18 protein-coding genes, 1 tRNA gene and 1 other RNA gene are annotated in these 24,134 nt (G+C 71.7%); 14 read left to right on the forward strand and 6 right to left on the reverse strand.

What is annotated here, in order from left to right; genetic code table 11:
• Positions 1-95 precede the first annotated feature (95 nt).
• Both pta and Cus16_RS08250 read left to right on the forward strand, forming a co-directional pair.
• A complete protein-coding gene (pta, locus tag Cus16_RS08245) occupies positions 96-2,204 on the forward strand; it encodes a phosphate acetyltransferase (protein WP_069712159.1) in 2,109 nt (702 codons plus the stop codon).
• Positions 2,205-2,256: 52 nt separating this feature from the next.
• On the forward strand, positions 2,257-3,453 hold the full coding sequence (locus Cus16_RS08250) for an acetate/propionate family kinase (protein ID WP_069712336.1): 1,197 nt from the start codon (positions 2,257-2,259) through the stop codon (positions 3,451-3,453).
• A 50-nt stretch (positions 3,454-3,503) separates the two neighbouring features.
• Here the strand turns inward: Cus16_RS08250 and Cus16_RS08255 are convergent, their stop codons facing one another.
• A complete protein-coding gene (locus Cus16_RS08255; protein WP_069712160.1) occupies positions 3,504-4,178 on the reverse strand; it encodes an SDR family oxidoreductase in 675 nt (224 codons plus the stop codon).
• A 36-nt stretch (positions 4,179-4,214) separates the two neighbouring features.
• On the opposite strand from Cus16_RS08255, the gene ffs reads away from it, so the two are divergent.
• From ffs to Cus16_RS08315, 12 genes are all read left to right on the forward strand, one after another.
• An RNA gene (gene ffs / locus Cus16_RS08260) (signal recognition particle sRNA small type) lies at positions 4,215-4,311 on the forward strand.
• Positions 4,312-4,417: 106 nt separating this feature from the next.
• Complete coding sequence (locus Cus16_RS08265) at positions 4,418-7,318, forward strand: DNA polymerase III subunit gamma and tau (RefSeq protein WP_069712161.1); 2,901 nt, start codon at positions 4,418-4,420, stop codon at positions 7,316-7,318.
• Positions 7,318-7,917, forward strand: coding sequence for a recombination mediator RecR (gene recR / locus Cus16_RS08270; RefSeq protein WP_069712162.1), 600 nt, complete (start codon positions 7,318-7,320; stop codon positions 7,915-7,917). Before Cus16_RS08265 ends, recR begins: the two co-directional genes overlap by 1 nt.
• A 121-nt stretch (positions 7,918-8,038) precedes the next feature.
• Positions 8,039-9,304, forward strand: a complete 1,266-nt coding sequence (locus Cus16_RS08275; protein WP_069712163.1) for an aspartate kinase — start codon at positions 8,039-8,041, stop codon at positions 9,302-9,304.
• 70 nt (positions 9,305-9,374) lie between these two features.
• Positions 9,375-10,424 carry an aspartate-semialdehyde dehydrogenase gene (locus Cus16_RS08280; RefSeq protein WP_069712164.1) on the forward strand — a complete coding sequence of 350 codons (1,050 nt, stop codon included), beginning with the start codon at positions 9,375-9,377 and terminating at the stop codon, positions 10,422-10,424.
• A 117-nt stretch (positions 10,425-10,541) separates the two neighbouring features.
• The gene (locus Cus16_RS08285) at positions 10,542-12,029 is read left to right on the forward strand and encodes a malate:quinone oxidoreductase (RefSeq protein ID WP_083263819.1); all 1,488 of its coding nucleotides are present in this window, start codon (positions 10,542-10,544) and stop codon (positions 12,027-12,029) included.
• A 48-nt stretch (positions 12,030-12,077) separates the two neighbouring features.
• Positions 12,078-13,274 (forward strand): Rv2578c family radical SAM protein, encoded by a 1,197-nt coding sequence (locus Cus16_RS08290; protein ID WP_069712165.1) that lies wholly within the window; start codon positions 12,078-12,080, stop codon positions 13,272-13,274.
• 158 nt (positions 13,275-13,432) lie between these two features.
• Positions 13,433-14,677: a sensor histidine kinase gene (locus Cus16_RS08295; RefSeq protein ID WP_069712166.1), complete on the forward strand. Its 1,245-nt coding sequence runs from the start codon at positions 13,433-13,435 to the stop codon at positions 14,675-14,677.
• Positions 14,674-15,852, forward strand: a complete 1,179-nt coding sequence (locus Cus16_RS08300; protein WP_069712167.1) for a hypothetical protein — start codon at positions 14,674-14,676, stop codon at positions 15,850-15,852. Before Cus16_RS08295 ends, Cus16_RS08300 begins: the two co-directional genes overlap by 4 nt.
• A complete protein-coding gene (locus tag Cus16_RS08305) occupies positions 15,839-16,540 on the forward strand; it encodes a response regulator transcription factor (RefSeq protein WP_223246564.1) in 702 nt (233 codons plus the stop codon). Before Cus16_RS08300 ends, Cus16_RS08305 begins: the two co-directional genes overlap by 14 nt.
• Positions 16,540-17,175, forward strand: a complete 636-nt coding sequence (locus Cus16_RS08310) for a thymidine kinase (protein WP_069712168.1) — start codon at positions 16,540-16,542, stop codon at positions 17,173-17,175. The genes Cus16_RS08305 and Cus16_RS08310 overlap by 1 nt, the downstream gene beginning before the upstream one ends.
• A 94-nt stretch (positions 17,176-17,269) precedes the next feature.
• Positions 17,270-18,307 (forward strand): LLM class flavin-dependent oxidoreductase, encoded by a 1,038-nt coding sequence (locus tag Cus16_RS08315; RefSeq protein ID WP_069712169.1) that lies wholly within the window; start codon positions 17,270-17,272, stop codon positions 18,305-18,307.
• 116 nt (positions 18,308-18,423) lie between these two features.
• Here Cus16_RS08315 and Cus16_RS16275 read toward each other — a convergent pair whose 3' ends face one another.
• The 5 genes from Cus16_RS16275 to Cus16_RS08340 all read right to left on the reverse strand — a co-directional run bounded on the left by Cus16_RS16275 (position 18,424) and on the right by Cus16_RS08340 (position 24,085).
• Positions 18,424-19,044, reverse strand: a complete 621-nt coding sequence (locus Cus16_RS16275) for a response regulator transcription factor (protein ID WP_069712170.1) — start codon at positions 19,042-19,044, stop codon at positions 18,424-18,426.
• Positions 19,041-20,069, reverse strand: coding sequence for a sensor histidine kinase (locus tag Cus16_RS08325; protein WP_069712171.1), 1,029 nt, complete (start codon positions 20,067-20,069; stop codon positions 19,041-19,043). Before Cus16_RS08325 ends, Cus16_RS16275 begins: the two co-directional genes overlap by 4 nt.
• Before the next feature lie 315 nt (positions 20,070-20,384).
• A tRNA-Pro gene (locus Cus16_RS08330) sits at positions 20,385-20,458 on the reverse strand.
• Between the two features lie 109 nt (positions 20,459-20,567).
• On the reverse strand, positions 20,568-21,524 hold the full coding sequence (locus Cus16_RS08335) for a metallophosphoesterase (RefSeq protein ID WP_069712172.1): 957 nt from the start codon (positions 21,522-21,524) through the stop codon (positions 20,568-20,570).
• Positions 21,521-24,085, reverse strand: coding sequence for a transglycosylase domain-containing protein (locus Cus16_RS08340; RefSeq protein WP_069712173.1), 2,565 nt, complete (start codon positions 24,083-24,085; stop codon positions 21,521-21,523). The genes Cus16_RS08335 and Cus16_RS08340 overlap by 4 nt, the downstream gene beginning before the upstream one ends.
• Positions 24,086-24,134: the final 49 nt, after the last annotated feature.

The following is a 24,134-nucleotide window of genomic DNA, read 5'->3' on the forward strand; positions in this document are numbered from 1 at the left end:
CCATGGTACAGGTTCCGGAGCGTGCGGATGACCACACCCTCCACGGATCGTCGGGCTCCCAGAGCGCCCGACACCCGCGCGACTAGCCTGGAGGGGTGTCGACCCGCATCTACATCACGTCAGCAGAAGGACACACGGGCAAGAGCACCGTCGCCCTCGGTGTCCTCGAGACCCTCGCGCGCTCGGTGGGACGGGTCGGGGTGTTCCGCCCGGTCGCCCGGTCGGTCGTCGAGCCGGACTACGTGCTCGAGCTCCTGCTGCAGCACAGCGCGGTCGGGCTGTCCTACGACGAGGCCGTGGGCGTCACCTACGACGACGTGCACGCGGACCCGGACGCCGCCCTCGGCACGATCCTGTCCCGGTTCGCCGAGGTCGAGCGGCAGTGCGACGCGGTCGTCGTGCTCGGGTCGGACTACACGGACGTCGGCAGCCCCACGGAGCTGTCGTTCAACGCGAAGGTCGCCGCGAACCTCGGTGCACCCGTCCTGCTCGTGCTCGGGGGTCGCGACGCGGCGGAACGCGGGGTCCGTACGCCCGACGCCATGGCGCAGGTCGCCGACGTCACGACGAGCGAGCTCCGGGCGGCGCACGCGCAGCTGCTCGGCGTCGTGGTGAACCGGGCCGACCCGGACGCCCTCGCGGCCATCGTGCAGAGCGTCGAGGCCGCCGTGCGCGACGACCACCCGGACACACCGGTGTGGGCCATCCCCGAGGACCGCGTGCTCGTGGCACCGACGGTCCGGGCGCTCCTCGAAGCGACCGGCGCCACGCTCGTGCGCGGGGACGAGGCCCTGCTCGACCGCGAGGCACTGGGCACGGTCGTCGCCGGCATGAGCATGGAGAACGTCCTCCCGCGGTTGATCGAGGGCGGCATCGTCGTCGTCCCCGGGGACCGCAGCGACGTGCTCCTGGCGACCGTCCTCGCGAACCAGTCCGAGACGTTCCCGAGCCTGGCGGGCGTGATCCTCAACGGCGGGTTCGAGACGTCGCCGCAGATCACGCGCCTGCTCGAGGGCCTGTCGAGCTCGCTGCCGATCGCGCGGAACGACCTCGGGACCTACGACACCGCGCTGCGCATCACGCACACCCGCGGGCGGCTCGCGGCCGACTCGCCGCGGAAGGCCGACCTCGCGCTGGCGCTCTTCGAGCAGCACGTCGACGCGGACGCCCTGCGGGACCGCCTGCAGCTGACGCCGTCCGGGGTCGTCACACCGCTCATGTTCGAGCACGGGCTGCTCGACCGGGCCCGCGGGTACGGCAAGCACATCGTGCTGCCGGAGGGCGACGACGACCGCATCCTCCGTGCCGCGTCCACGCTGCTCGCACGGCAGGTCTGCGCGCTCACGGTCCTCGGCGAGCCGGCGGCGGTGCGTGCCCGGGCGACGGAACTCGGCCTCGACCTCGAGGGCGCCCGGATCGTCAGCCCCTTCGACCCCGAGCTGCGGGAGCGGTTCGCGGCCGAGTACACGCGGCTGCGGGCGCACAAGGGCATGTCGATCGAACTCGCACGCGACACCGTCACCGACGTGTCCTACTTCGGCACGCTCATGGTGCAGCTCGGGCTCGCCGACGGCATGGTCTCGGGTGCGAAGCACACCACGGCGCACACGATCCGCCCGTCCTTCGAGATCATCAAGACCCGTCCGGACACGTCCATCGTGTCGAGCGTCTTCCTCATGGCCCTCGCGGACCGCGTGCTCGTCTACGGCGACTGCGCGGTGATCCCGGACCCGACGAGCGAGCAGCTCGCGGACATCGCGATCTCGTCGGCCGAGACCGCCTCGCAGTTCGGCATCGACCCCCGCGTGGCGATGCTCAGCTACTCGACGGGCGACAGCGGCACCGGGGCGGACGTCGACAAGGTGCGCGCCGGCACCGCCTTCGTGCGCGAGCGCCGTCCGGACCTGCTCGTCGAGGGACCGATCCAGTACGACGCCGCCGCCGACCCGACCGTCGCCCGCACCAAGATGCCGGACTCGCCGGTCGCCGGCCGCGCGACGGTGTTCGTGTTCCCGGACCTCAACACCGGCAACAACACGTACAAGGCCGTGCAGCGCTCGGCCGGTGCCGTCGCCATCGGTCCCGTGCTGCAGGGCCTGCGCAAGCCCATCAACGACCTCTCCCGCGGTGCGCTCGTCAGCGACATCGTCAACACCGTCGCCATCACGGCCATCCAGGCCGGCACCGCGACCGACGCAGCCTGACCCCGGGGACCCGCACCGTGCCTCCCGTCCGATCCAGAAAGTGACCACCCACGTGACCGCAGCCCTCGTCGTGAACTCCGGTTCGAGTTCGTTCAAGTACCAGCTCATCGAGCTCGAGGGCGAGCGCACGCTCGCCTCGGGCCTGGTCGAGCGCATCGGGGAGTCGTCGGGCGCCTGGAAGCACACGAACGCGGTGACGGGGGAGACCTCGTCGAACGACGCGGCCGACGTGCCCGACCACGCCGCCGGGTTCCAGGCGATGATCGACGCCTTCGCGAAGGTCGGACCGTCGTTCGACGAGCACCCGCCGGCCGTGGTCGGGCACCGCGTGGTGCACGGCGGGACCACCTTCGACCGCGCGACCGTCGTGACGGAGGACGTCGAGCGGCAGATCGACGAGCTGAGCAGCCTGGCGCCGCTGCACAACCCCGCGAACCTCGAGGGGATCCGGGCCGCGCAGCGCGTCTTCTCGGACGTGCCGCACGTCGCCGTGTTCGACACCGCGTTCCACCAGACCATGCCGCCGCACGCGTACACGTACGCGATCCCTGCCGACCTGGCCGAGCGGTACCGCATCCGTCGCTACGGCATGCACGGCACGAGCCACAAGTACGTCTCCGAGCAGGCCGCGGTGTTCCTCGACCGGCCGCTGGCGGAGCTGAAGACCATCGTGCTGCACCTCGGCAACGGTGCCTCGGCGGCGGCCGTCGACGGTGGACGGTCCATCGAGACGTCCATGGGCCTCACGCCGCTCGAGGGGCTCGTGATGGGCACCCGTTCCGGCGACCTCGACCCCGCCGTGCTGATCCACCTGCACCGCGAGGCCGGGCTCGGCTTCGACGAGCTGGACACCATGCTCAACAAGGAGTCCGGGCTGCTCGGGCTCACGGGCAACGGCGACATGCGGGACGTGCAGGATGCGGCGCTCGCCGGCGACGAGGACGCGGAGGCGGCGCTCGCCGTGTACCGGCACCGGATCCGTCGCTACGTCGGCGCCTACACGGCACAGCTCGGCGGGCTCGACGCGGTCGTCTTCACCGCGGGCGTGGGGGAGAACAACGCCCTGCTGCGTCGGCGCGTGCTCGCCGGCCTCGAGCACCTCGGGATCGAGGTCGACGCCGACCGGAACGAGCTGCACTCGAAGGAGGCGCGGCGCATCTCCACGGACCGCTCGCGGGTCGCGGTGCTCGTCATCCCGACGAACGAGGAGCTCGAGATCGCACGGCAGTCGGCGGCGGTCGCGCTGTAGGGCGCCGCCTCGGCGCTCGGACGGCGCGAACCGCCGAGGGGCCGCCCGGGTCAGCTCACGGCCTGCAGGGCGGCCGGGATCGGTGTGTCCCCGCTCGTGACCTCGAACTGCACGCCGACCGCGGCGTCGTCGAGCAGTGCGTGCAGCACGAGTGCTGCGACGTCCGCGCGGGGGATCGATCCCCGCGGCACCGTCCGGCCGACGGCGACCGTGCCCTGCGGCGGGGTGTCGAGCAGCCCGCCCGGGCGGATGATCGTCCACCGCAGGTTGCGCATGCGGATGTTCGCGTCGGCTTCGGACTTCGCGCGCAGGTACACCTGGAACACGTCCGCCTCGGTCTGCGCCGGGACGACGGCCCGCTCGCGGTCGTAGGCGTCGGCACCCATCGCCGAGATCATCACGTAGCGCTGGATGCCGATCCGCTCGGCCGCGTCGGCGAGGGTGATCGCGGCATCCCGGTCGACGGTCTCCTTGCGCTCCGCGCCGCTGTTCGGGCCGGCGCCGGCGGCGAAGACCACGGCGTCGACACCGCGGAGGCGCAGCGCGAGCTCGTCGTCGTCCACCTGCTCGAGGTCGACGACCATCGCGGTGGAGCCCTGCTGCTCGACGTCGGTCACGTGCGCGGGGTTCCGGACGATCGAGACGGCGTCGTGTCCGGCGTCGGTGACGAGTCGGGCGAGGAGCAGGGCGATCTGGCCGTGTCCTCCGGCGATGGCGATCTTCATGTGTCCGATACTGCCCGTCGCGTCCGGTATGCTTCCGGAGGCTCCTCACGTGACGCCATCCAGGCCAACTCCCCCAGGGCGGAAACGCAGCAAGGGTAACCGGGCTCTGGCGGGTGCGTGAGGAGTCTTTGCGTTCCCGGGACTTCATCGCCGTGCCGCTGCGAGACCACGTCGTGCACGGCCTCCACAGGTCGTCGCGCAGGCGTCGCGCTGTCGGCTGTCCCGGCTACCCTTGTCGCGTGGTCACCGCCCTGTATCGCCGTTACCGGCCCGAGAACTTCGCCGAGCTGATCGGGCAGTCGCAGGTCACCGACCCGCTGCGGACCGCGCTCCGGACGAACCGCGTGAACCACGCCTACCTGTTCAGCGGACCGCGCGGGTGCGGCAAGACGACGTCCGCGCGCATCCTCGCGCGGTGCCTGAACTGTGCCGAGGGCCCCACGGACACGCCGTGTGGTGTGTGCCCGAGCTGCGTGGAACTCGCGCGTGGCGGCGGTGGGTCGCTCGACGTGATCGAGATCGACGCCGCGAGCCACAACGGTGTCGACGACGCCCGTGACCTGCGCGACCGCGCCGTCTTCGCACCGGCTCGCGACCGCTACAAGATCTTCATCCTCGACGAGGCGCACATGGTGACGCCGCAGGGCTTCAACGCGCTGCTCAAGCTCGTCGAGGAACCGCCGGAGCACGTCAAGTTCATCTTCGCGACCACCGAGCCGGAGAAGGTGATCGGGACCATCCGGTCCCGCACCCACCACTACCCGTTCCGTCTCGTCCCGCCGGCGACGATGCTCGAGTACATCGAGCAGCTCTGCGCGCAGGAGTCCGTCTCGGTCGCGCCCGGCGTCCTGCCGCTCGTCGTGCGGGCCGGCGGCGGGTCGGTCCGCGACACCCTGTCGCTGCTCGACCAGCTCATGGCCGGCAGCGAGGACGGCGCGATCGCGTACGAGCGCGCGGTCGCGCTGCTCGGCTACACCGATGCCGCACTCCTCGACGACGTGGTCGACGCGCTCGCCGTCGCCGACCCGGCGTCCGCCTTCGCCGCGATCGACCGCGTCGTGCAGACCGGCCAGGACCCGCGACGCTTCGTCGAGGACCTGCTGGAGCGCCTGCGTGACCTGATCGTCGTCGCGGCGACGAACGAGAGCGCCGCCGCCGTGCTGCGCGGCATCTCGCCCGAGGAGCTCGACACCATGACGCGGCAGGCGGGCGTGTTCGGCGCGACCGCCCTCTCGCGGTCCGCCGACATCGCCAACAAGGCCCTGACGGACATGACCGGTGCCACCTCGCCGCGACTCCACCTCGAGCTGATGACGGCGCGGATGCTGGTGCCCGAGGCCGACGACACGCAGCGCGGCGCACTCGCGCGGGTCGAGCGGCTCGAGCGCCGGGTGGGTGTCGGCGAGGTCGGCGGGCACGAGGGGACGTCGACGGACGCCGGTGCCGGTGCTGCTGCCGCGCGCGCCGCCGTGCCGTCCGCACGTCCGGGTGCCCCGGAGCCCGGGCCGTCGGCCGCGCCGCGGACCGCGCCCGCCGCGCAGGGCACCTCCGCTGCGCCGACCGCTCCCGCACAGCAGCAGGCCACCGCTCCGGCTGCCACGGCGCCGGCACCGTCCGGGTCGGACGATCCGGGGACGGCCGTGCGCGACGCCGCCGCCTCGTGGGCAGCGGTCGCACCGGGTGCGGGGGCACCGAGCGCGCCCGCAGCACCGGCCGCCTCCCGGCAGCCCGCGAAGGAACCGGAGGCGTCGGCACCCGAGCGGCACGAGCCCTCCGGGACGGCGAACGCCTCGTCCACCGGGCAGGGGACCGCCGTCGGGGACGAACCCGTCGTGCGTCCGGTCACCCCGGTGGGCTTCCAGCAGCTCAAGGACGCCTGGCCCGAGGTCGTCGAGCACGTCCAGCGCTCCCGGCGGTCGGCCTGGTCCGTCGTGGTCACCGCGCAGGTCACCGCGCTCCGTGAGGACGTGCTCACGCTGACCTTCCCGAGCCAGCAGGACGTGGCGTCCTTCAAGGAGATGTCCGACCCGTCGACGAGCGTGAGCGAGCTCCTGCGCTCGGCGATCATCGAGGTGCTCGGCCTGCGCGTGAAGTTCGTGGCGCGCGGCCCCGGGCAGCAGCAGCAGGCTGGCCGACCGCAGGCGGCACCGCAGTCGGCACCGCAGTCGGCGGCCCCGCAGCAGGCCACGCCCCGGCAGGAGGCGCCGCAGCAGCGACCGGCTCCCCGACAGGACGCGCCGCCGGCAACCGCGGACCGTCCGGCACCGCAGCAGACGGCGCCGCCGCAGGCTCCGACACAGCAGTCGGCGCCGCAGCAGGCCCCGACGCAGCAGGCGGCGCCGCAGCAGGCCCCGCCGCAGCAGGCACCCCAGCAGCAGCGACCGGCGCAGTCCGAGCCGCAGCGCACCGTCCCGACGACGGCACCCGCGTCGACGGGGCCCGTCACCGACTGGGCGGTCGCGACCATCCCCGCGACCGACCCGACCGCGGGCGCGGTCCCGGAGCACCTCGAGCCGGGCTGGTCCGCACCGTTCGGCACCACCGACACAGGGGAGCCCGTCGCACCGGTCACACCGGTGTCGGACCCCGCGGCCGACGCGGCCCTCGCGGCACAGCTGCGACCGGCCTCGGCACTCGGCGGGGCAGCAGCGCGCCCGCGGACCGGAGCAGCGAGCGACCAGCCCGCGACCGGGACGACCGGCGCAGCGGCGGGCACGGCACCGGACACCGGCGCGGCAGCTCCGGCGACGTCGGCTCCGGCGACGTCGGCTCCTGCGGCGTCCGGCCAGGCAGCCGCACCGGGCCCTGCAGCAGGAACGAGCACCGAGGTCCCGGTCGACGACTACCCGCTGGACGACGAGCCGTACGACGACGGCGCCCCGTTCCCCGACCCGGGTGCCGGATCCGCAGCACCGTCGACCCCCGCGCCGGCGACCCGCGCCCCGGGCCAGGGCAGCCCGACGCTCGACCGCCCCCAGGCGGCCACCGCGCCGCAGCGGACCGCCCCGGCCCAGCAGCGGACGGCACCGCCACAGGTCCGGCGCGCGCCGGTCGCGGGCCGCTACGGCGAGGCCGTCGTCCGTGAGATCCTCGGTGCGCAGTTCATCGAGGAGACCGCCCTGCACGAGGAAGGCGCCTGATGTACGACGGCATCGTCCAGGACCTCATCGACGAGTTCGGCCGCCTCCCCGGCATCGGGCCGAAGTCGGCGCAGCGCATCGCGTTCCACATCCTGCAGACCGAGTCGTTCGACCCCGCACGGCTGTCCGAGCTCCTGGCCGAGGTCAAGGAGAAGGTCCGCTTCTGCGAGATCTGCGGCAACGTCACCGAGAACGTGCAGTGCAGCATCTGCCGCGACCCCCGGCGCTCGCCGGCCGTCATCTGCGTCGTCGAGGAGGCGAAGGACGTCGCCGCGATCGAGCGCACCCGCGAGTTCCGCGGGCTCTACCACGTGCTCGGCGGCGCGATCAGCCCGATCGACGGCGTCGGGCCGGACGACCTGCGCATCCAGCAGCTCATGACGCGGCTGGCGGACGGCACCGTGGACGAGGTGATCATCGCGACCGACCCGAACCTCGAGGGCGAGGCGACGGCTACCTACCTCAGCCGTCTGCTCGTCCCGATGGGCATCCGCACCACCCGCCTCGCCTCCGGCCTGCCGGTCGGCGGCGACCTGGAGTACGCCGACGAGGTGACCCTCGGACGCGCCTTCGAGGGCCGTCGCGTGGTCGGGAACTGATCGCGGTTCACGCAGGATCGTTGCGTCGGCGCCCGCTCGCACGCAACATCCGCGGAACACCCTCTAGCATTGTCAGACCGCGTGACCGTCGCGGAACCGTCGTCCCCGGGAGTACCAGCCAGTGGCCCTGATCGTGCAGAAGTTCGGTGGATCGTCCGTCGCGGACGCCGAGAGCATCAAGCGCGTGGCGAAGCGGATCGTCCAGACGAAGAAGGCCGGCAACGACGTGGTCGTGGCGGTCTCGGCGATGGGCGACACCACCGACGAGCTCGTCGACCTCGCGCACTCCGTGACCCCGATCCCGGCCGGTCGTGAGCTCGACATGCTGCTCACGGCGGGGGAGCGCATCTCGATGGCGCTGCTCGCGATGGCGATCAAGAGCCTGGGGGTCGAGGCGTCCTCGTACACGGGCAGCCAGGCCGGCATGCTCACCGACGCCCAGCACGGCAAGGCCCGCATCGTCGACGTCACCCCGAAGCGCGTGCGCGAGGCGCTCGACGCCGGACACGTCGCGATCGTCGCCGGGTTCCAGGGCTTCAACCGCACCACGGGCGAGATCACGACGCTCGGACGCGGCGGGTCGGACACGACCGCCGTCGCCCTCGCCGCCGCGCTCGACGCCGACGTGTGCGAGATCTACACCGACGTCGACGGCATCTTCACCGCGGACCCCCGCGTCGTGCCGAAGGCGCAGAAGGTCGACCGGATCACGAGCGAGGAGATGCTCGAGCTCGCCGCGTCCGGCGCCAAGGTCCTCTACATCCGCGCCGTCGAGTACGCCCGACGGCACGGCGTCACCCTGCACGTCCGCTCCTCGTTCAGCAACGCCGAGGGCACCATCGTCTACAACCCTGCCGAGGGGGAAACCGTGGAAGAACCGATCATCACCGGGATCGCCGGAGACCTCTCCGAGGGCAAGATCACCGTCGTCGGCGTGCCCGACACCCCCGGCAAGGCCGCCGAGATCTTCACGATCGTGGCCCGCGCCGGTGCGAACATCGACATGATCGTGCAGAACGTGTCCGAGGCCGTCACCGGCCGCACGGACATCTCCTTCACGCTGCCGAAGGACCAGGGCCAGGGCGTCCTGACGGCGCTCGAGGTCGCGAAGGCCGACATCGGGTACGAGGGCATCCAGTACGACGACCAGATCGGCAAGCTCGCCCTGGTCGGCGCGGGCATGCGCACGAACGCGGGGGTCTCCGCGGCGCTCTTCCGCGCCCTGCACGAGGCCTCGATCAACATCGAGATGATCTCCACGTCGGAGATCCGCATCTCGGTCGTCACCCGTGCCGACACCCTGAACGAGGCCATGCGGGTCGTGCACCAGGCGTTCGGCCTCGACGCCGACCAGGAGGCCGTCGTCTACGCCGGCACCGGCCGCTGAGCAGCGCACCCAGAACGCACCGACGCGGCCCACGAGCACGCACGGCACGACCCACGAGCAGGAGCACCACATGAGCACCACCGTCGCCGTCGTCGGCGCCACCGGCCAGGTCGGCGCCGTCATGCGTCGTCTCCTCGAGGAGCGCGCGTTCCCGGCCGACCGCGTCCGGTTCTTCGCGAGTGCCCGGTCCGCCGGCACCACCCTGCCGTTCCGCGGCGAGGAGGTCGTCGTCGAGGACTCCGAGACCGCCGACCCGTCGGGCATCGACATCGCACTGTTCTCGGCCGGTGCCACCGCCTCCCGCGCACTCGCGCCGCGGTTCGCGGCGGCCGGTGCCCTCGTGGTCGACAACTCGAGCGCGTGGCGGATGGACCCCGACGTGCCGCTGGTCGTCAGTGAGGTCAACCCGCACGCGATCGACGACGCCCCGAAGGGCATCATCGCGAACCCGAACTGCACGACGATGGCGATCATGCCCGTGCTGAAGGTGCTCGACGCCGAGGCCGGACTCCGTCGGCTGGTGGCCACCACGTACCAGGCGGTCTCGGGCTCCGGGCTCGCCGGGGTCGAGGAACTGCTGGGCCAGGCCCGTGCGGCGCTCGAGCAGGACACCGCTGCGCTGACGCACGACGGGTCCGCCGTGACCTTCCCCGAGCCGGTCAAGTACGTCCGCCCGATCGCGTTCGACGTCGTCCCGCTCGCCGGCTCGATCGTCGAGGACGGTCTGGGCGAGACCGACGAGGAGAAGAAGCTCCGCAACGAGAGCCGCAAGATCCTCGAGCTGCCGGACCTGCTCGTCGCCGGGACGTGCGTCCGCGTGCCGGTCTTCACGGGGCACTCGATCTCGGTGCACGCCGAGTTCGCGGAGCCGCTGTCGCCCGAGCGCGCCACCGAGATCCTCGCGTCGGCCCCCGGGGTCGAGCTGTCCGACGTGCCGACGCCGCTGCAGGCCGCCGGCCAGGACCCGTCCTTCGTCGGTCGCATCCGCGCCGACCAGTCCGCGCCCGAGGGGCACGGCCTGGCACTGTTCGTCAGCAACGACAACCTCCGCAAGGGCGCCGCGCTCAACGCGGTGCAGATCGCGGAGACCATCCTCGCGCGGCGCACCGTCGCCGCGTAGGCGGGTCCGGGTCGCGATCGCGACCACCCGACGGACGGGAGGCGCGGTGCCGGTCGGCACCGCGCCTCCCGTCCGTCGTGCGCCCACCTGTCAGCGGTGCGCCGGTAGGATCGACGGGTGGCAGTGAAGCAGGTGGACCCGATCGACGTCGTCCTGGTCGGGGGAGGGATCATGAGCGCCACGCTCGGCGCCATCATCCACCGCCTCGAACCGACCTGGAAGATCCGCGTCTACGAGCGGCTCGGGTCCGTCGCGCAGGAGTCCTCGAACCCGTGGAACAACGCCGGGACGGGGCACTCGGCACTCTGCGAGCTGAACTACACGCCGGAGATGCCCGACGGCCACGTCGACATCGCCAAGGCGGTCACGGTCAACGAGCAGTTCCAGGTCTCACGGCAGTTCTGGGCGCACCTGGTCGAGACCGGCGCGCTGCCGCAGCCGTCGAACTTCATCAACCCGACTCCGCACATCTCCTTCGTGTGGGGCGCGGACAACGTCGAGTACATGCGGAAGCGGTACGAGGCGCTCAAGGACCACCCGCTCTTCGCGGGCATCGAGTACTCCGACGACCCGGCGCAGATCCGGAAGTGGGCGCCCGCGCTCATCCCGGGTCGCAAGAAGGACCAGCCGATCGCGGCGACCTACTCGGCGGCCGGGTCGGACGTCGACTTCGGGTCCCTCACGCAGCAGCTCTTCGACGAGCTCGAGATCGCCGGCGTCGAGTTCGAGCCGTCGCACCAGGTGCGGAAGATCACACGGTCGAAGGTGACCGAGGGATGGGTCCTCGACGTCCGGAACGAGATCGGCCGCTCGACCCAGCGCATCGCGGCGAAGTTCGTCTTCGTCGGCGCCGGTGGCGGCGCCCTGCACCTGCTCCAGCAGTCGGGCATCCCGGAGATCCGCGGCTACGGCGGCTTCCCGGTGTCCGGCGAGTTCCTCCGCACCGACGAGCCCGAGGTCGTGCAGAAGCACGCCGCGAAGGTCTACGGCAAGGCCAGTGTCGGCGCACCGCCGATGTCGGTCCCGCACCTCGACACCCGCATCGTGGACGGCTCTGCCTCGCTGATGTTCGGCCCGTACGCCGGGTTCAGCCCGAAGTTCCTCAAGCAGGGGTCGATCCTCGACCTCTTCCGGTCGATCCGGCCGCACAACCTGCGGCCGATGCTCAGCGTCGCGTTCTCGAACTTCGACCTCGTGCGCTACCTGGTGGGGCAGCTGATGGCCTCGAAGCAGACCAAGTTCGAGGCGCTCCGCGACTTCATGCCCACCGCGGAGCCGGACGACTGGCACCGCATCACGGCCGGGCAGCGGGTGCAGGTCATCAAGCCGGATCGGGAGAAGGGCGGCGTGCTGCAGTTCGGGACCGAGGTCATCACCTCGGCCGACGGCTCCATCGCGGGTCTGCTCGGTGCGAGCCCGGGTGCGTCCACGGCGGTGCCGATCATGCTCGCGATGCTGCAGCGGTGCTTCCCGGACCGCTGGGACGGGTGGGCGCCGACGGTGCGCACGATGGTCCCGACGTACGGCACGGACCTCGGGTCGGACGCACGGTTGGCGGACGAGACGCTCGAGCGCACGGCGAAGGTCCTCGGGCTGCACCACTGAGCAGCCGTGCGGCTTGCCCTCCGTTCGAACGTGTGTTCGAATGGGGTGATGCGGTGGAGCGGACAGGCGATCGGAGCGGAGCGCGGGGACGCGCTGCCGGGTCTCGAGTCGAACAGCGGACTCGTCCGGAGCGTCACGGCCCCGGAGTTCGCGGGTGTCACGTTCCACGAGGTCCTCGCGAAGAGCGCGCTGAACCGTGTACCGGCGGCGAACGGCAGCGGCACCTACGGCTGGACGATCAACCCGTACCGCGGGTGCAGCCACGCGTGCGTGTACTGCTTCGCGCGTCCGACGCACACCTACCTCGAGTTCGACGGCGGCGCCGACTTCGACCAGCAGATCGTGGTGAAGACGAACGTCGCCGACGTCCTGCGCCGGGAGCTCCGCCGCCCGAGCTGGGACCGGCACCCGGTGGCGCTCGGCACGAACACCGATCCCTACCAGCGGGCCGAGGGGCGGTACCGGTTGATGCCGGGCGTCATCCGCGCCCTCGCCGAGTCGGGCACGCCGTTCAGCATCCTCACCAAGGGCACCCTGCTGCGTCGGGACCTGCCGGTCCTGGTCGAGGCGGCCCGCTCGGTGCCGGTCGACCTGGCGATGTCGATCGCGGTGTACGACGACGAGCTGCAGCAGCAGGTCGAGCCCGGGACGCCGACGACGGCCGCGCGGTTGGCCACGGTCCGGGCGATCCGTGACGCCGGGCTCGAGTGCTCGGTGTTCCTCATGCCGGTCCTGCCGTTCATCACGGACACGCGGGCGCACCTCGACGACGCGATCGGGCGCGCGGCCGACGCCGGCGCGTCGAGCGTGATGTACTCCGCGCTCCACCTGCGTCCGGGTGTGAAGCCGTGGTGGTTCTCCTGGCTCGACCGGACGCGTCCCGACCTGGTCGCGCGCTACCGGTCGATGTACCTCGACAACACCTACGCGCCGACCGACTACCGGCGCTGGCTCGCCGAGCGGGTACGGCCGATCCTCCGCGACCACGGGCTCGGCTTCGGCCGGGTCGACCCGGCGACGGGTTCGATGGGGTTCAGTGACCGCCAGGCGCACCTGGTCCCCACGGCGGAGCCGGCGCACGCCGGGACGGCTCCGGCCATCACGAACGGGTACCGCGTGCCCGTGTCCCTCGACGAGCAGTCCCGACCGACGTCCTCACCGCTCAAGCGTGCCGACCCGGACTGGGACCGTCGCGCCGGTGCGCCCCGGACCGCTGCGGGGCAGGCGGTGCCGACGCTCTTCTGAGCAGCATCCGCGATCCGCGTCCGGGGGACACCTCGTGTCGGTGATCGGCGGTAGCATCGGACAGGTCGCCGGACCGCGCTCGATTCGGGGTACACGATCGCCCCGCGGGTGCTCGTGCAGACCGGCGGCCGGACGACTCCCGAAAGGACCACGGACCCGTGCTCGGCATCCCCACGCACCTCGCACCGCGAGTGAACGCGTGGTCGACCGTGCGGGCGTTCCACGCCGCTGCCGTGGGGTCCGTCGTCGCCGCCGCCGTCACCCTGCTGCTCTACCGGCTGGCCGAGCCCGACGTGCGCGTCGCGGGAGCGGTGCTCGCGCTGCTGCCGATGCTCGCGATGATCGGCGTGCACGTACAGTTCGGCACCTGGCGCTCCGCCGTGGCGTTCCTCGCCGTCGGCGGCGTGTGCACCTGGTGGTTCACGACCGTCGTGCAGCGCGAGGTCCCGACGGCCTGGGTGTCGAGCTACCTCCTCTCGCTGGCGGTGATCCCGCTCGTCCTCGTCGGCGGCGCGGGGGCCGTGGCCGGCCGGGTCGTGCTCTGGTCGTTCGGCGGGTTCCTGGTCGGCCGGCTCGCGACCTCGCTCGCCGTGCTCCAGGCCGACGCGCCCCCGCGGCCGCTCGTCCTCGCGTGGATCACACTCGGGTTCGTGGTCGCACTCGTGCTCTTTACGAGCCGCAACACCGCCCGGTCGGAGCGCGTGCAGCCCGAACTCCTCCGCTCCGCGCGTGAGGAGCACGTGTCGGCCTACCGCGCGGGGGTCGAGGCCGAGGCCGCCGCCATCCTGCACGACACCGTCCTCAACCACCTCGGTGCCATCGCCCTCGCCCCGGACGGCCCGATGGACGCCCAGCTCGCCCGGACCGTCGAGACCGACGTCGCCATGCTCACCGGGCGGCAGTGGCTCGCCGCGCCGGACACCGGTGCCGATCCGGACCCGGACGCCACGACGACGGCGTTCGACGCGATGGTCGACGAGCACCGGACCGAGGGCCTGCGGGTCGCGGTCACCGGGGACACGAGTGCCCTGGGCCGGTTGGACGCAGCCGGGTCGACGGCGATGCTCCGCGCGGTCGGCCAGTGCCTGTCGAACGTGCGGAAGCACGCGGGCACCGACGCCGCGGAGGTCAGCGTGTTCGACGACGGCGCCTCGTGCACCGTGATGGTGGTCGACGACGGTCGCGGGTTCGACGAGCAGGAGACCGGGGCCGACCGGATGGGCCTGCGCGGGTCGGTCCGCGAGCGCATCGGCCGGGTCGGCGGTGACGTGCAGGTGTGGTCCTCGCCCGGGTCGGGCACGAGCGTGATGATGTCCGTGCCCTACCCGCCCGCGGTCGGTGGAGCGGACACGGTGGACGCCTACGCCGTGACCGGCGAGTCCGACCGGGGGAACACCCGGTGAGCCGAGTCGACGTCGTGCGCGCCGCCGCGCGGGGCTCCCGGACGGCCCAGCAGTACGACCCCCTCGGCGCCATGGGGTCGCGACCCCTCGCGGTCGTGCTCGGCGCCGGTGGGGTCCTGTGGGCGCTGCTCGTGTCGCTGCTCGACCGTGACGTCCCCGGCAGCCCGACGCTCAGTGCGCTCACCGTGCTGGTCCTCGCCGCCTCCGGGGCGGTGGTCGTCACCGCGTCCTCACCCTTCCGCGCGCCGTTCCCGCGGTGGGCGTACGTCGTCCACGTGGCCCTGCTCGCCGTCGCGACCGTGTCGAGCGTCGCCGCCCAGTGGGGTCCGGACCGGAACGCCCTGAACGACTTCATGTGCCTGCTGACCGCCACCGGGATCGTCGTCGTCGCGCCCTACCGCCCGTGGCGCGACCTCGCCGTTGGCGGGCTCGTGCTCGCCGCCGTCGACGCGGCGGCCTGGGGCGTCTCCGCGTCGGTGTTCCCGCACCAGGTGCCCGTGGCGGTGGCCGCGTTCCTCGCGGCGGCTCCGACCCTCGTGCTCACCGCGGCGGCCGTGGTGTTCGCGTGGACCTTCGGCGGCCTGGCCGAGCGGGTGCAGATCCGTGCCGGTTCGTACTCGGTGGCCCGCGCTGAGCGCGACGGCATCGCCGCGAGCGTGCAGCAGGACCGCTCGGTCATCCTCGCGCGCGACGTCGCGCCGTTCTTCGCCGAGCTCCGCACCCGCGAGGTCATCACCGACGCCGATCGCGCCCGTGCCCGTGCGATCGCCGACGGCATCCGCCGCGCGATGGTCGCGGACGCCGACCGGACGTGGTTCGAGTACGCGGTCGTGGTCGACGGCGGTCCGGCGGAGGCCGTCGATGACCCGGACGGGCTCATCGCGACGCTCGACGCCGACCAGCGCACGGTCGTCCGCACCTTCCTGCGCGCGGCGCTCGGGGCGGCGACGGTCGACCCCGCCCGCTTCCGCGCGACGGTCCGCCGTGCCGACGAGCCCGGTGCTCCCGCCGGCCGCGTCGCCGTCCGCATGGAGCTCGCCGTCGACGACTCCGACGTGGGCATCCACCGCACCTTCGACCCCTACTTCGCGGTGCTCCGCGTGACCTTCCACGACCTCGACGTCGCGGTCCGACCATCGTCCCTCGCACTAAGGTTCTCCTATGACCAGCACTGATCCGACCCGGACCACGGAGGGCGGGTCCCCGCTCCCGCAGGCCGGCACCCGACGTGTGCGGCTGGCGATCCTCGACGACCACGAGGTGCTGCTCGACAGCCTGTCGAGCTGGATCGCCGTGAACGCCTTCGACTTCGACCTCGCCCTGACGGCCCACACGTGGCTCGAGATGGTGCACAGCGAGAACTTCCCGACGGACCTGGTGTTCCTCGACTTCCAGCTCAAGGAGCCGGTGTCGATCGAGGCGCGGGTGCGCACCTGCCGGGCCGCGGGCGCGAAGGTCATCGTCCTGTCGAGCGTCGACAGCCGCGAGTCCCGCGACCGCGCGCTGGCCGCCGGCGCCGCGGCGTTCCTGTCGAAGTCGCTGCCCATGCGCGAGGTCATGGACGTGGCGCGCGAGGTCATGGGCGTGTCCCGCGAGACCCCGGTCCAGCGCGACTGGCGTCCGCTGCCGACCGGGGCGAACGCGCACCAGCGGCCGAAGCTCAGCGCCGGTGAGGAAGAAGCGCTGCGCCTGTACGTGTCGGGCTACTCGACGAACGAGGTCGCCGCGCAGATGAACGTGCAGTACGAGACCGCGAAGACGTACCTGCGTCGGGTCCGCGAGAAGTACAGCAAGGTCGGTCGGCCCGCTTCGAAGAAGTCCGACCTCATCCGCCGTGCGGCCGAGGACGGGTTCCTCGCGTAGTGGCGAAGCTCTACTTCCGGTACGGCGCCATGAACAGCGGCAAGAGCACCGGGCTCCTGCAGGCTGCGTACAACTACGAGGAGCGCGGGCAGCGGGTCCTGCTCGCGAAGCCGTCGGTGGACACCAAGGGTGATCGGGAGATCGTGTCGCGCCTCGGTGTGACGCGGGCAGTGGACGTCGTGTTCGCGCCGGACGACGACGTGCGTGCGGCCGTCGCGGACGCCGGTGCGACCGACCCGGAGTCGGCTCGTCTCGACGGGATGGTCCGGCTGGTCAGCTGCGTCCTCGTCGACGAGGCACAGTTCCTCACGCCGCGACAGGTCGACGACCTGCTCCGGATCGCCGTGCTCGACGACGTGCCGGTGCTCGCCTACGGCATCCGCACCGACTTCCGCACCGAGGCGTTCCCGGGGAGCGCCCGGCTGCTGGAGATCGCGCACTCGCTCGAGGAGCTCAAGACGATCTGCCGGTGCGGACGCAAGGCGGTGTTCAACCCGCGGAAGGTCGACGGGCGGTTCGTCTTCGACGGCTCGCAGGTCGCGATCGACGGAGCGGGTGTCACCTACGAGTCGCTCTGCGCGAACTGCTACCTGACGGAGTCGGGTGGGCGGCTGGATGGTGCGCTCGCGCACTGAGCGCGACCGCATGACCGGACGGGAGGCGCGTGGCGGGCCCGCCACGCGCCTCCCGTTGCGGAATGTGCGCGGCCCGGCGTCGGTTGTCCCCCGCATGAGCGACGCAACCCTGCACCTGTCCGTCCTCGACCTGGCCACGCGTGAGTACGGCCAGACGAACACCGAGGCCCTGCAGGGCACGATCGACACCGCGGTCCACGCGGAGCGGCTCGGTTACGAGCGCATCTGGGTCGCGGAGCACCACGGCATGCCCGGCATCACGTCCTCGGCACCGGCGGTGCTGCTCAGCGCCGTGGGTGCGGCGACGTCGCGGATCCGCATCGGCTCCGGCGGGGTCATGCTGCCGAACCACGCGCCGCTCGTCGTCGCGGAGCAGTTCGGCACGCTGCGGGCGCTCTACGGCGACCGGGTCGACCTCGGCATCGGTCGCGCACCGGGGACCGACGGCGCGACCGCGATGGCCCTGCGCCGGACGGACCGCCTCGACGTCGACGACTTCCCCCAGCAGCTCGCCGACCTGATCGGCTTCTTCACCGGCATGGACGAGGCGAACCCGCTCTCGCGCATCCGGGCCGTGCCGGGCTACGGCGACGTGCCGGAGTTCTGGCTGCTCGGGTCCTCCGGCTACAGCGCGCAGGTCGCCGGTGCCCTCGGTGTCTCGTTCGCCTTCGCGCACCACTTCGCCTCCGACAACACCGAGGCGGCGCTCGCGCTGTACCGCGACTCGTTCCGCCCGTCGCGCTTCCGGCAGACGCCGAACGCGCTCATCGGCGTGCAGGTCGTGACCGACGAGGACCCCGCGATCGTCGACGAGCAGAGCGCTCCCGGCATGATCTCGTTCATCCGGATGCGGCAGGGCGCCAAGCCCGAGCCGGTGTCGATGGACGAGGCGCGCGCGTACGAGTTCTCCGACCTCGAGCGTCGGTTCATCGCCGCGCGGACCGAGCGCCAGGCGTACGGGACGCGGGAGCAGGTCGCGGCGAAGATCAACGAGCTCGTCGCGTCGACCGGCGCCGACGGCGTGATCGTGGCACCGGGTGCGGCGCAGGCCCGGTACCGGCACCAGGCGCTCGACGTCGTCGCGTCGCTGCAGGCCGAGGGCAGGCTGGTCCCGGCGGGCGCGACCGTCTGACGTCGCCCGGTCCGCGCCGTGTGCGGTCCGAGACTCGGTCTGGGCGACACTCCTCGGGCGTTCGGGCCCGAGGACCGTCGCTGGGCCCGAGACCCGGACGCGCTCGCGCGATGCCGTCAGGCGAGCAGGCCGAGGCGGGTCGCAGCGGTGATGGCGGCGACCCGCGTGCCCACGTCGAGCTTGCGGAACACGTTGTAGACGTGCCGCTTGACGGTGCCGACCGCGAGACCGAGCTCGACGGCGATCTCGGCGTTGGACCGGGCTGCGGCCACGAGACGGAGCACCTCGAGCTCGCGGTCGCTCAGCGGTGAGCCGGCCCGGGCGTCGGTGACCAGGTCGACCGGGAAGGTCACCGGTGCGGCGTCGGTGCGGGTCGCTCGGACGATGCGGTCGACGAGCTCGCGGCTCGGCGTGTCCTTCGTCAGGAAGTCGACGGCGCCCGCGTCGAGCAGCGCGCGGCGGAGCACGGCGTCCCGGTGCATCGTGAGCACCACCACGGCGATCCGCGGGTGGTTCCGCCGGACGGTCGCGATGGTGGTGCGTGCCGGCGGTCCGTCGAGCTCGACGTCCAGCAGGAGGACGTCGATCGCGTTCGCCTCGGGGGAGTCGAGCACGTCGGACGGTCGCTCGCCGTGCGCGACCACGCGGATGGTCGGGACGGACGACAGGATCGTCGCGAGCCCCTCCCGGAACAGCCGGTGGTCGTCGACCAGTGCGACGTGGGTGACGCCGGTCACATCGACCCCCGCGGGACGGTCAGGCGGACGGTGGTGCCCGCTCCGGGCGCGCTCTCGACGTCGAGTCGTCCGCCGAGCACCCCGGCGCGCTCGCGCATGGTCTGCTGGCCGAGTCGGCCGTCCGCACCCGAGCCGGGCGTGAAGCCGGGTCCGTCGTCGCGGACCGTCACGACCACGGCCGTCTCGGACCACGCGAAGGTCACGGAGGCGGCTGAGCCCGGCGCGTGCTTCCGGCGGTTGGTGAGCGCCTCGAGCAGGATCGTGAGAGCCTCCTCGGCCTTCCAGTTCGGCAGCGCGCCACCGACGCCCGTCGTGGTGACGGTCAGGCGGTCGTCGCCCGGGAAGAGGTCGTCGACGTGCCGTCGCAGGGCGTCGTCGAGCCGGTCGTCGCCGACGCGCGCGTGCAGGGTCACCGCGAGGTCCTGGACGTCCGTCAACGCGGTACGCAGCAGGCGTGCGGCGCCCTCGAGCTGCTCGGAGCGTTCCGGTGCCGGTGGGTCGGTGAGCAGCACGAGGTCGAGCCGCTGCAGGCCGGCGAGGACCCCGTGGGCGACGCGGTCGTGCAGGTCCCGCGCGATCTGCGTCCGCGAGTCGAGGTTCGCCGTCGTCACCCGTTGCCGGAGTGCCTCGGTGTAGGCGATGGCGCCGGCCGGGAAGCGGCTCCACACCCCGGCGTGCAACGCCCGTGTCGCGCGCAGGACCTCGGCGGTGGTGCTGGCGCCGACCTCGTCCACGAAGACCGGCAGGTACGCGTCGAACAGCATCTCGGCGGCGAGCATCGCACCGGCGGGGTGCTGGGCGTGCTCGGCGTGCAGTGCTCCTGTGGCCAGGTGGTCCGGGTCGAGGTAACGGTCGCTGACGATGCTCGCGACACCGTCACCGGAGGCGTAGCGCTCGTGCGCCTCGGCCACCATCGACGTGACGTTCTCGAGCAGGCTCCGTGCCATCACCGGGTCGTCGGCGAGGTCGGGGAAGCGGGCGCCGATCTCCGAGAGGACGGCAGCGAGCGGAGCGGGGATCGTCATGACGCTTGCGAGCGTAGCGGGGGAGCGCGGCGGAGCAGCGGTCGGGACAGCGGTGTGTGTCGACCGACACAGGAGGGATCGCGGATCCGGCGATGATCCGGGGAGGACAGGAGCCGGGGCAGGACAGGAGCCCGGGGCAGGACAGGAGCCCGGGGCAGGACAGGAGCCCGGGGCAGGACAGGAGCCCGGGGCAGGACAGGAGCCCGGGGCAGGACAGGAGCCCGGGGCAGGACAGGAGCCCAGATGAGCAGGAGCCAGGGAAGAACAGAAGCCCGGGTCCGAGGACCCGGGCTTCATCACTGTCTCAACACAGTGTCGGGGTGACAGGATTTGAACCTGCGACCTCCTCGTCCCGAACGAGGCGCGCTACCAAGCTGCGCCACACCCCGCGGTGTGATCGCCCCGAACCGGAGCGACCAGGAAAGTCTACCGGACGTTCGAGGGTGCTCACGACCATCGGGCGAACGCCCGGGCGCGTCGCACTGATCGGTGCCGGGTTCAGGCGGTCTTCGCGGTCAGGGTCACGACGACGGCCTCCGGGCGGCAGGAGAACCGCACTGGAGCGTAGATGGACGTGCCGATCCCCGCCGAGACCTCGAGCCACGACCAGTGCCCGCGGTGCTGCCACCGGTGCAGACCGCTCACGTAGCGCCGGGGGAGGTCTGAGTTCGTGACGAGCGCCCCGACGCCCGGCACCTGCACCTGTCCGCCGTGGGTGTGCCCGGCGAAGACGATGTCCGCACCCTGGTCGACGAAGGCGTCGAGGACCCGGCGGTACGGCGCGTGGGTGATCCCGATCGCGACCGGGGTTGGGCCGTCCTCGTCCTCGGTCCACGGCACGGTGCTGCGCATCTCGTCGACGTTCGTCGGCAGGAGGTCGAGGCGGTCCCAGTCGCGGTGCGCGTCCGAGGTGCCGAAGAGCTCGAACCGCGATCCCCGGAGTTCGATCGCGTGCGCCTGGTCGTTGACGTCGAGCCAGCCGAGCGACTCGAAGAACGCCGTCTGCCGGTCGATGTCGAGACCGACCGGACGCCGGTCGGGGCGCGTGCTGCTCGGTCCCGTGAAGTACTTGAAGGGGTTCCGGGGTGAGGGGCCGTAGAAGTCGTTCGACCCGTGCGCGAAGGCGCCCGGGATGCCGCGGAAGGGCTCCAGCGCGTACTCGACCGCCCCGTTCGCCGTCTCGTGGCCGAGGTTGTCGCCGGTGTTCACCACGAAGTCCGGCTCGACCAGGCTGAGGTCGCGCAGCCACTGCTGCTTGTCGGCCTGCCACGGCGCCATGTGGATGTCGGAGAGGTGCAGGACGGTGACGTCACGCGATCCCTCGGGGAGCACGGGCACGGTCTCCCAGCGGATGCCGAAGCGGCGACGCTCGACGAGGGAACCCCACGTCGCCGTCGCCGCTCCGACGGCCGCGCCCGCTGCGATGACTCCCAGCGCGGCGCGGCCCCGACTCACCGGCACTCCTTCGGCGCCTTGCCGTCCTCGTCGCCGAACAGTTGCAGCGAGACGGTGGTGTCCTTGCTGGCCGCGGTGGCGACCTGCGGACGGACGTCCGCCACGGTGCACTGCTTGCCGTCGCCGCCCTTGGCGTACCGGGTCGTCGTGGACACGTCCGCGAAACCGGCCTGCTGCAGGAGCCCGCGCGCTTCGTCGAAGGACTTGCCGACGACGTCCGGCACGGTCGTCTGCGTGCCGTCGGTCGTGTAGACGGTCACGCTCGAGCCCTGCGAGAGGTACGAGCCCGCCCCCGGCGACGTCGACGAGACCGTTCCGGCCTGTCCGCCTCCGGGCCGTGCGCCACCGTCCACGTAGGTCAGGCCGGCGCCCGCGATCGCGCTCCGTGCTTCGTCGGCGGACTTCCCCTCGACGTTCGGTACCGGGATGCTGTTGCCACGGATCGACGAGGACGACGGGTCGGTGAACGGACCAGCGGGGTACGCGGCGTTGACCGGGGTCTGCGCCTGGCGCCACACGTCCGCACGGGAGCCGGCGTACGTGCCGTTGACCCCGTTGCTGAAGTGGCGCAGGTTCAGCTCCTTGCCGTTCGTGTTGCCCTGCCAGTAGGCGGTCGCGACGCGGGAGCTCGAACCGACGAGCCAGATCTGGTTCGCCGTGTCGGTGGTACCGGTCTTGCCGAAGAGCTGCGTACCGTCGTACGTCTGGGCACCTCGTGCCGTTCCGCTCGCGATCGTGCCCTTCATGGCGAACACGGCGGCCTGCGCGATCGAGGGTTCGATCGCCTGCTTGCAGTCCTTCGTCTGACCGCCGAGCTTCTTGCCTTCGTCGTTCGTGATCTGCTCGATGGCGATCGGCTTGCAGTAGACGCCGTTGTTCGCGACCGCGGCGTAGGCGGCGGCCATGGTCATCGGGGCGATCTCGTTGATGCCGAGCACCGAGGTGGGGTTCGACTTGAGCTCGCCGCCGTCGGCACGGTGGACGCCGAGCGACTTCGCGGTGTCGCGGATGTCGCACAGGTCGAGCTTCTGCGCCATGTTGAGGTACGCGAGGTTGATCGACAGGGCGGTGGCGCGAGCGACGGTGTAGTTGCCGCTCTCACCGGGGGAGTCGTTCTTCGGTCGGTACCCGCCAGCGACGTAGTAGGGCTGCCCGCACTCCGTCCAGCCGGTGCTCATGTCACGGGGCGTGCCGCTCACGGTCTCGTTCAGGCCGTGTCCTGCCTTCAACCATGCGAGGAGGGTGAAGAGCTTGTACGTCGAACCGGTCTGGAAACCGTTGGAGCCGCCGTACTGCTTGTCGACGGAGTAGTTGAGCGATGTGGCCGTGGGCGCCGACTTCAGGGACTGGTCGTAGTCCTTGTTCTGCGCCATCGTGAGGATCCGACCAGTGTCGGCCTCGATCGAGTTGAGGGTCGACCCGAGGGCGAGTCGGGTCTCCGCCTTGTCGTCGTACGTGTTGAGGATCTGCTTCTGCTGCGCGTTGAGGTCGATCTGGAGCGTCGTCTGGATCTGGTACCCGCCGTTGCGCCAGGCGGCGTCGCGCTCCTTCTGGCTGCTGCCGAGCTGCGACATCTCCTTGACGACCTTGACCGCGTAGTCGCAGAAGAACTGGGAGCCGTCCCCGACGGACGCGCGGCACCCCTGCGTGGGCGCGGTGAGCTTGACGTAGTCCTTCGGGTTCGCGGCGATCGCCTGGTCGAACTGCTCCTTGGTCAGGTGCTTCTGCGCGTACATCGACTTGAGGATGACGTTGCGCCGCGCGACGTTCGCCTCGTACTTCGACGGGTTCGACAGGTTGCGGGCCTCGGGGTACTGCACGATCGCGATGAGCGACGCTGCCTCGGCAGGGGTCAGGTCGGTCGCGTTCTTGTTGTAGTAGTGCTGCGCGGCGGCCTGCACGCCGTAGGTCTGGTCGCCGAAGTAGGCGATGTTGAGGTACCCGGTCAGGATCTCCTTGTGGGTGTACTTCTTCGCGAGGCCGATCGCGAGCTTCATCTCCTCGAGCTTGCGGGGGATGGTCTGCTCGGTCGCCTCGGAGTAGGCCTTCTCCTGCTCCTCCTTCGTGGGGAGCTCGAGGGCCTGGTTCATCTTGATGTTGCGGACCAGCTGCATCGTCAGCGTCGAACCACCACCGGAGTCACCCAGCCCACCCGCGACGCTGCCCACGCCGGCACGGACGAGCGAGGTCAGGTCGACGCCACCGTGGTCCCAGAAGCGCTTGTCCTCGCCGTCGATGGCGGCGTTCTTCAGCTGGTCGCTGATCTGGTCGTACTTGAGCTCCTGACGGTTCTGGTCGTAGACCGTCGCGAAGTGCACCGACTTGCCGCCCTGGTACGCGTAGAGCTCGTTGCGCTGCGGGAGGTCACCGATCTCGATGTACTCCGGCAGGGACTCGAACACGCCGATGGTCGAGGTCGTCGTGACACCGGCGACGGCGATCGCGGGCGTGACCCCGATCGTGACCAGCAGACCGGCGAGCGCACTGAAACCGACGAAACCGACGAAGGCGCCGATCGCGGAGACGGGCTTGGTCCGCGAGGCAGACTTCTGGGCAGACATAGGATGCAGCCTAAACGACGCCCACGACTGAAAGGCTGGCAAGGATCTC

The sequence above is a fragment of the Curtobacterium sp. ER1/6 genome (genome assembly GCF_001742745.1).
In the GTDB taxonomy this organism is placed as follows: domain Bacteria; phylum Actinomycetota; class Actinomycetes; order Actinomycetales; family Microbacteriaceae; genus Curtobacterium; species Curtobacterium citri.

Excerpts from the sequence above, each read along its gene's own strand:
- Cus16_RS08255 (WP_069712160.1), bottom strand. The coding sequence starts at position 4,178 with ATGAAGATCGCCATCGCCGGAGGACACGGCCAGATCGCCCTGCTCCTC.
- recR (WP_069712162.1), top strand. The coding sequence starts at position 7,318 with ATGTACGACGGCATCGTCCAGGACCTCATCGACGAGTTCGGCCGCCTC.
- Cus16_RS08280 (WP_069712164.1), top strand. The coding sequence starts at position 9,375 with ATGAGCACCACCGTCGCCGTCGTCGGCGCCACCGGCCAGGTCGGCGCC.
- Cus16_RS08290 (WP_069712165.1), top strand. The coding sequence starts at position 12,078 with ATGCGGTGGAGCGGACAGGCGATCGGAGCGGAGCGCGGGGACGCGCTG.
- Cus16_RS08305 (WP_223246564.1), top strand. The coding sequence starts at position 15,839 with ATGACCAGCACTGATCCGACCCGGACCACGGAGGGCGGGTCCCCGCTC.
- Cus16_RS08315 (WP_069712169.1), top strand. The coding sequence starts at position 17,270 with ATGAGCGACGCAACCCTGCACCTGTCCGTCCTCGACCTGGCCACGCGT.
- Cus16_RS08325 (WP_069712171.1), bottom strand. The coding sequence starts at position 20,069 with ATGACGATCCCCGCTCCGCTCGCTGCCGTCCTCTCGGAGATCGGCGCC.
- Cus16_RS08340 (WP_069712173.1), bottom strand. The coding sequence starts at position 24,085 with ATGTCTGCCCAGAAGTCTGCCTCGCGGACCAAGCCCGTCTCCGCGATC.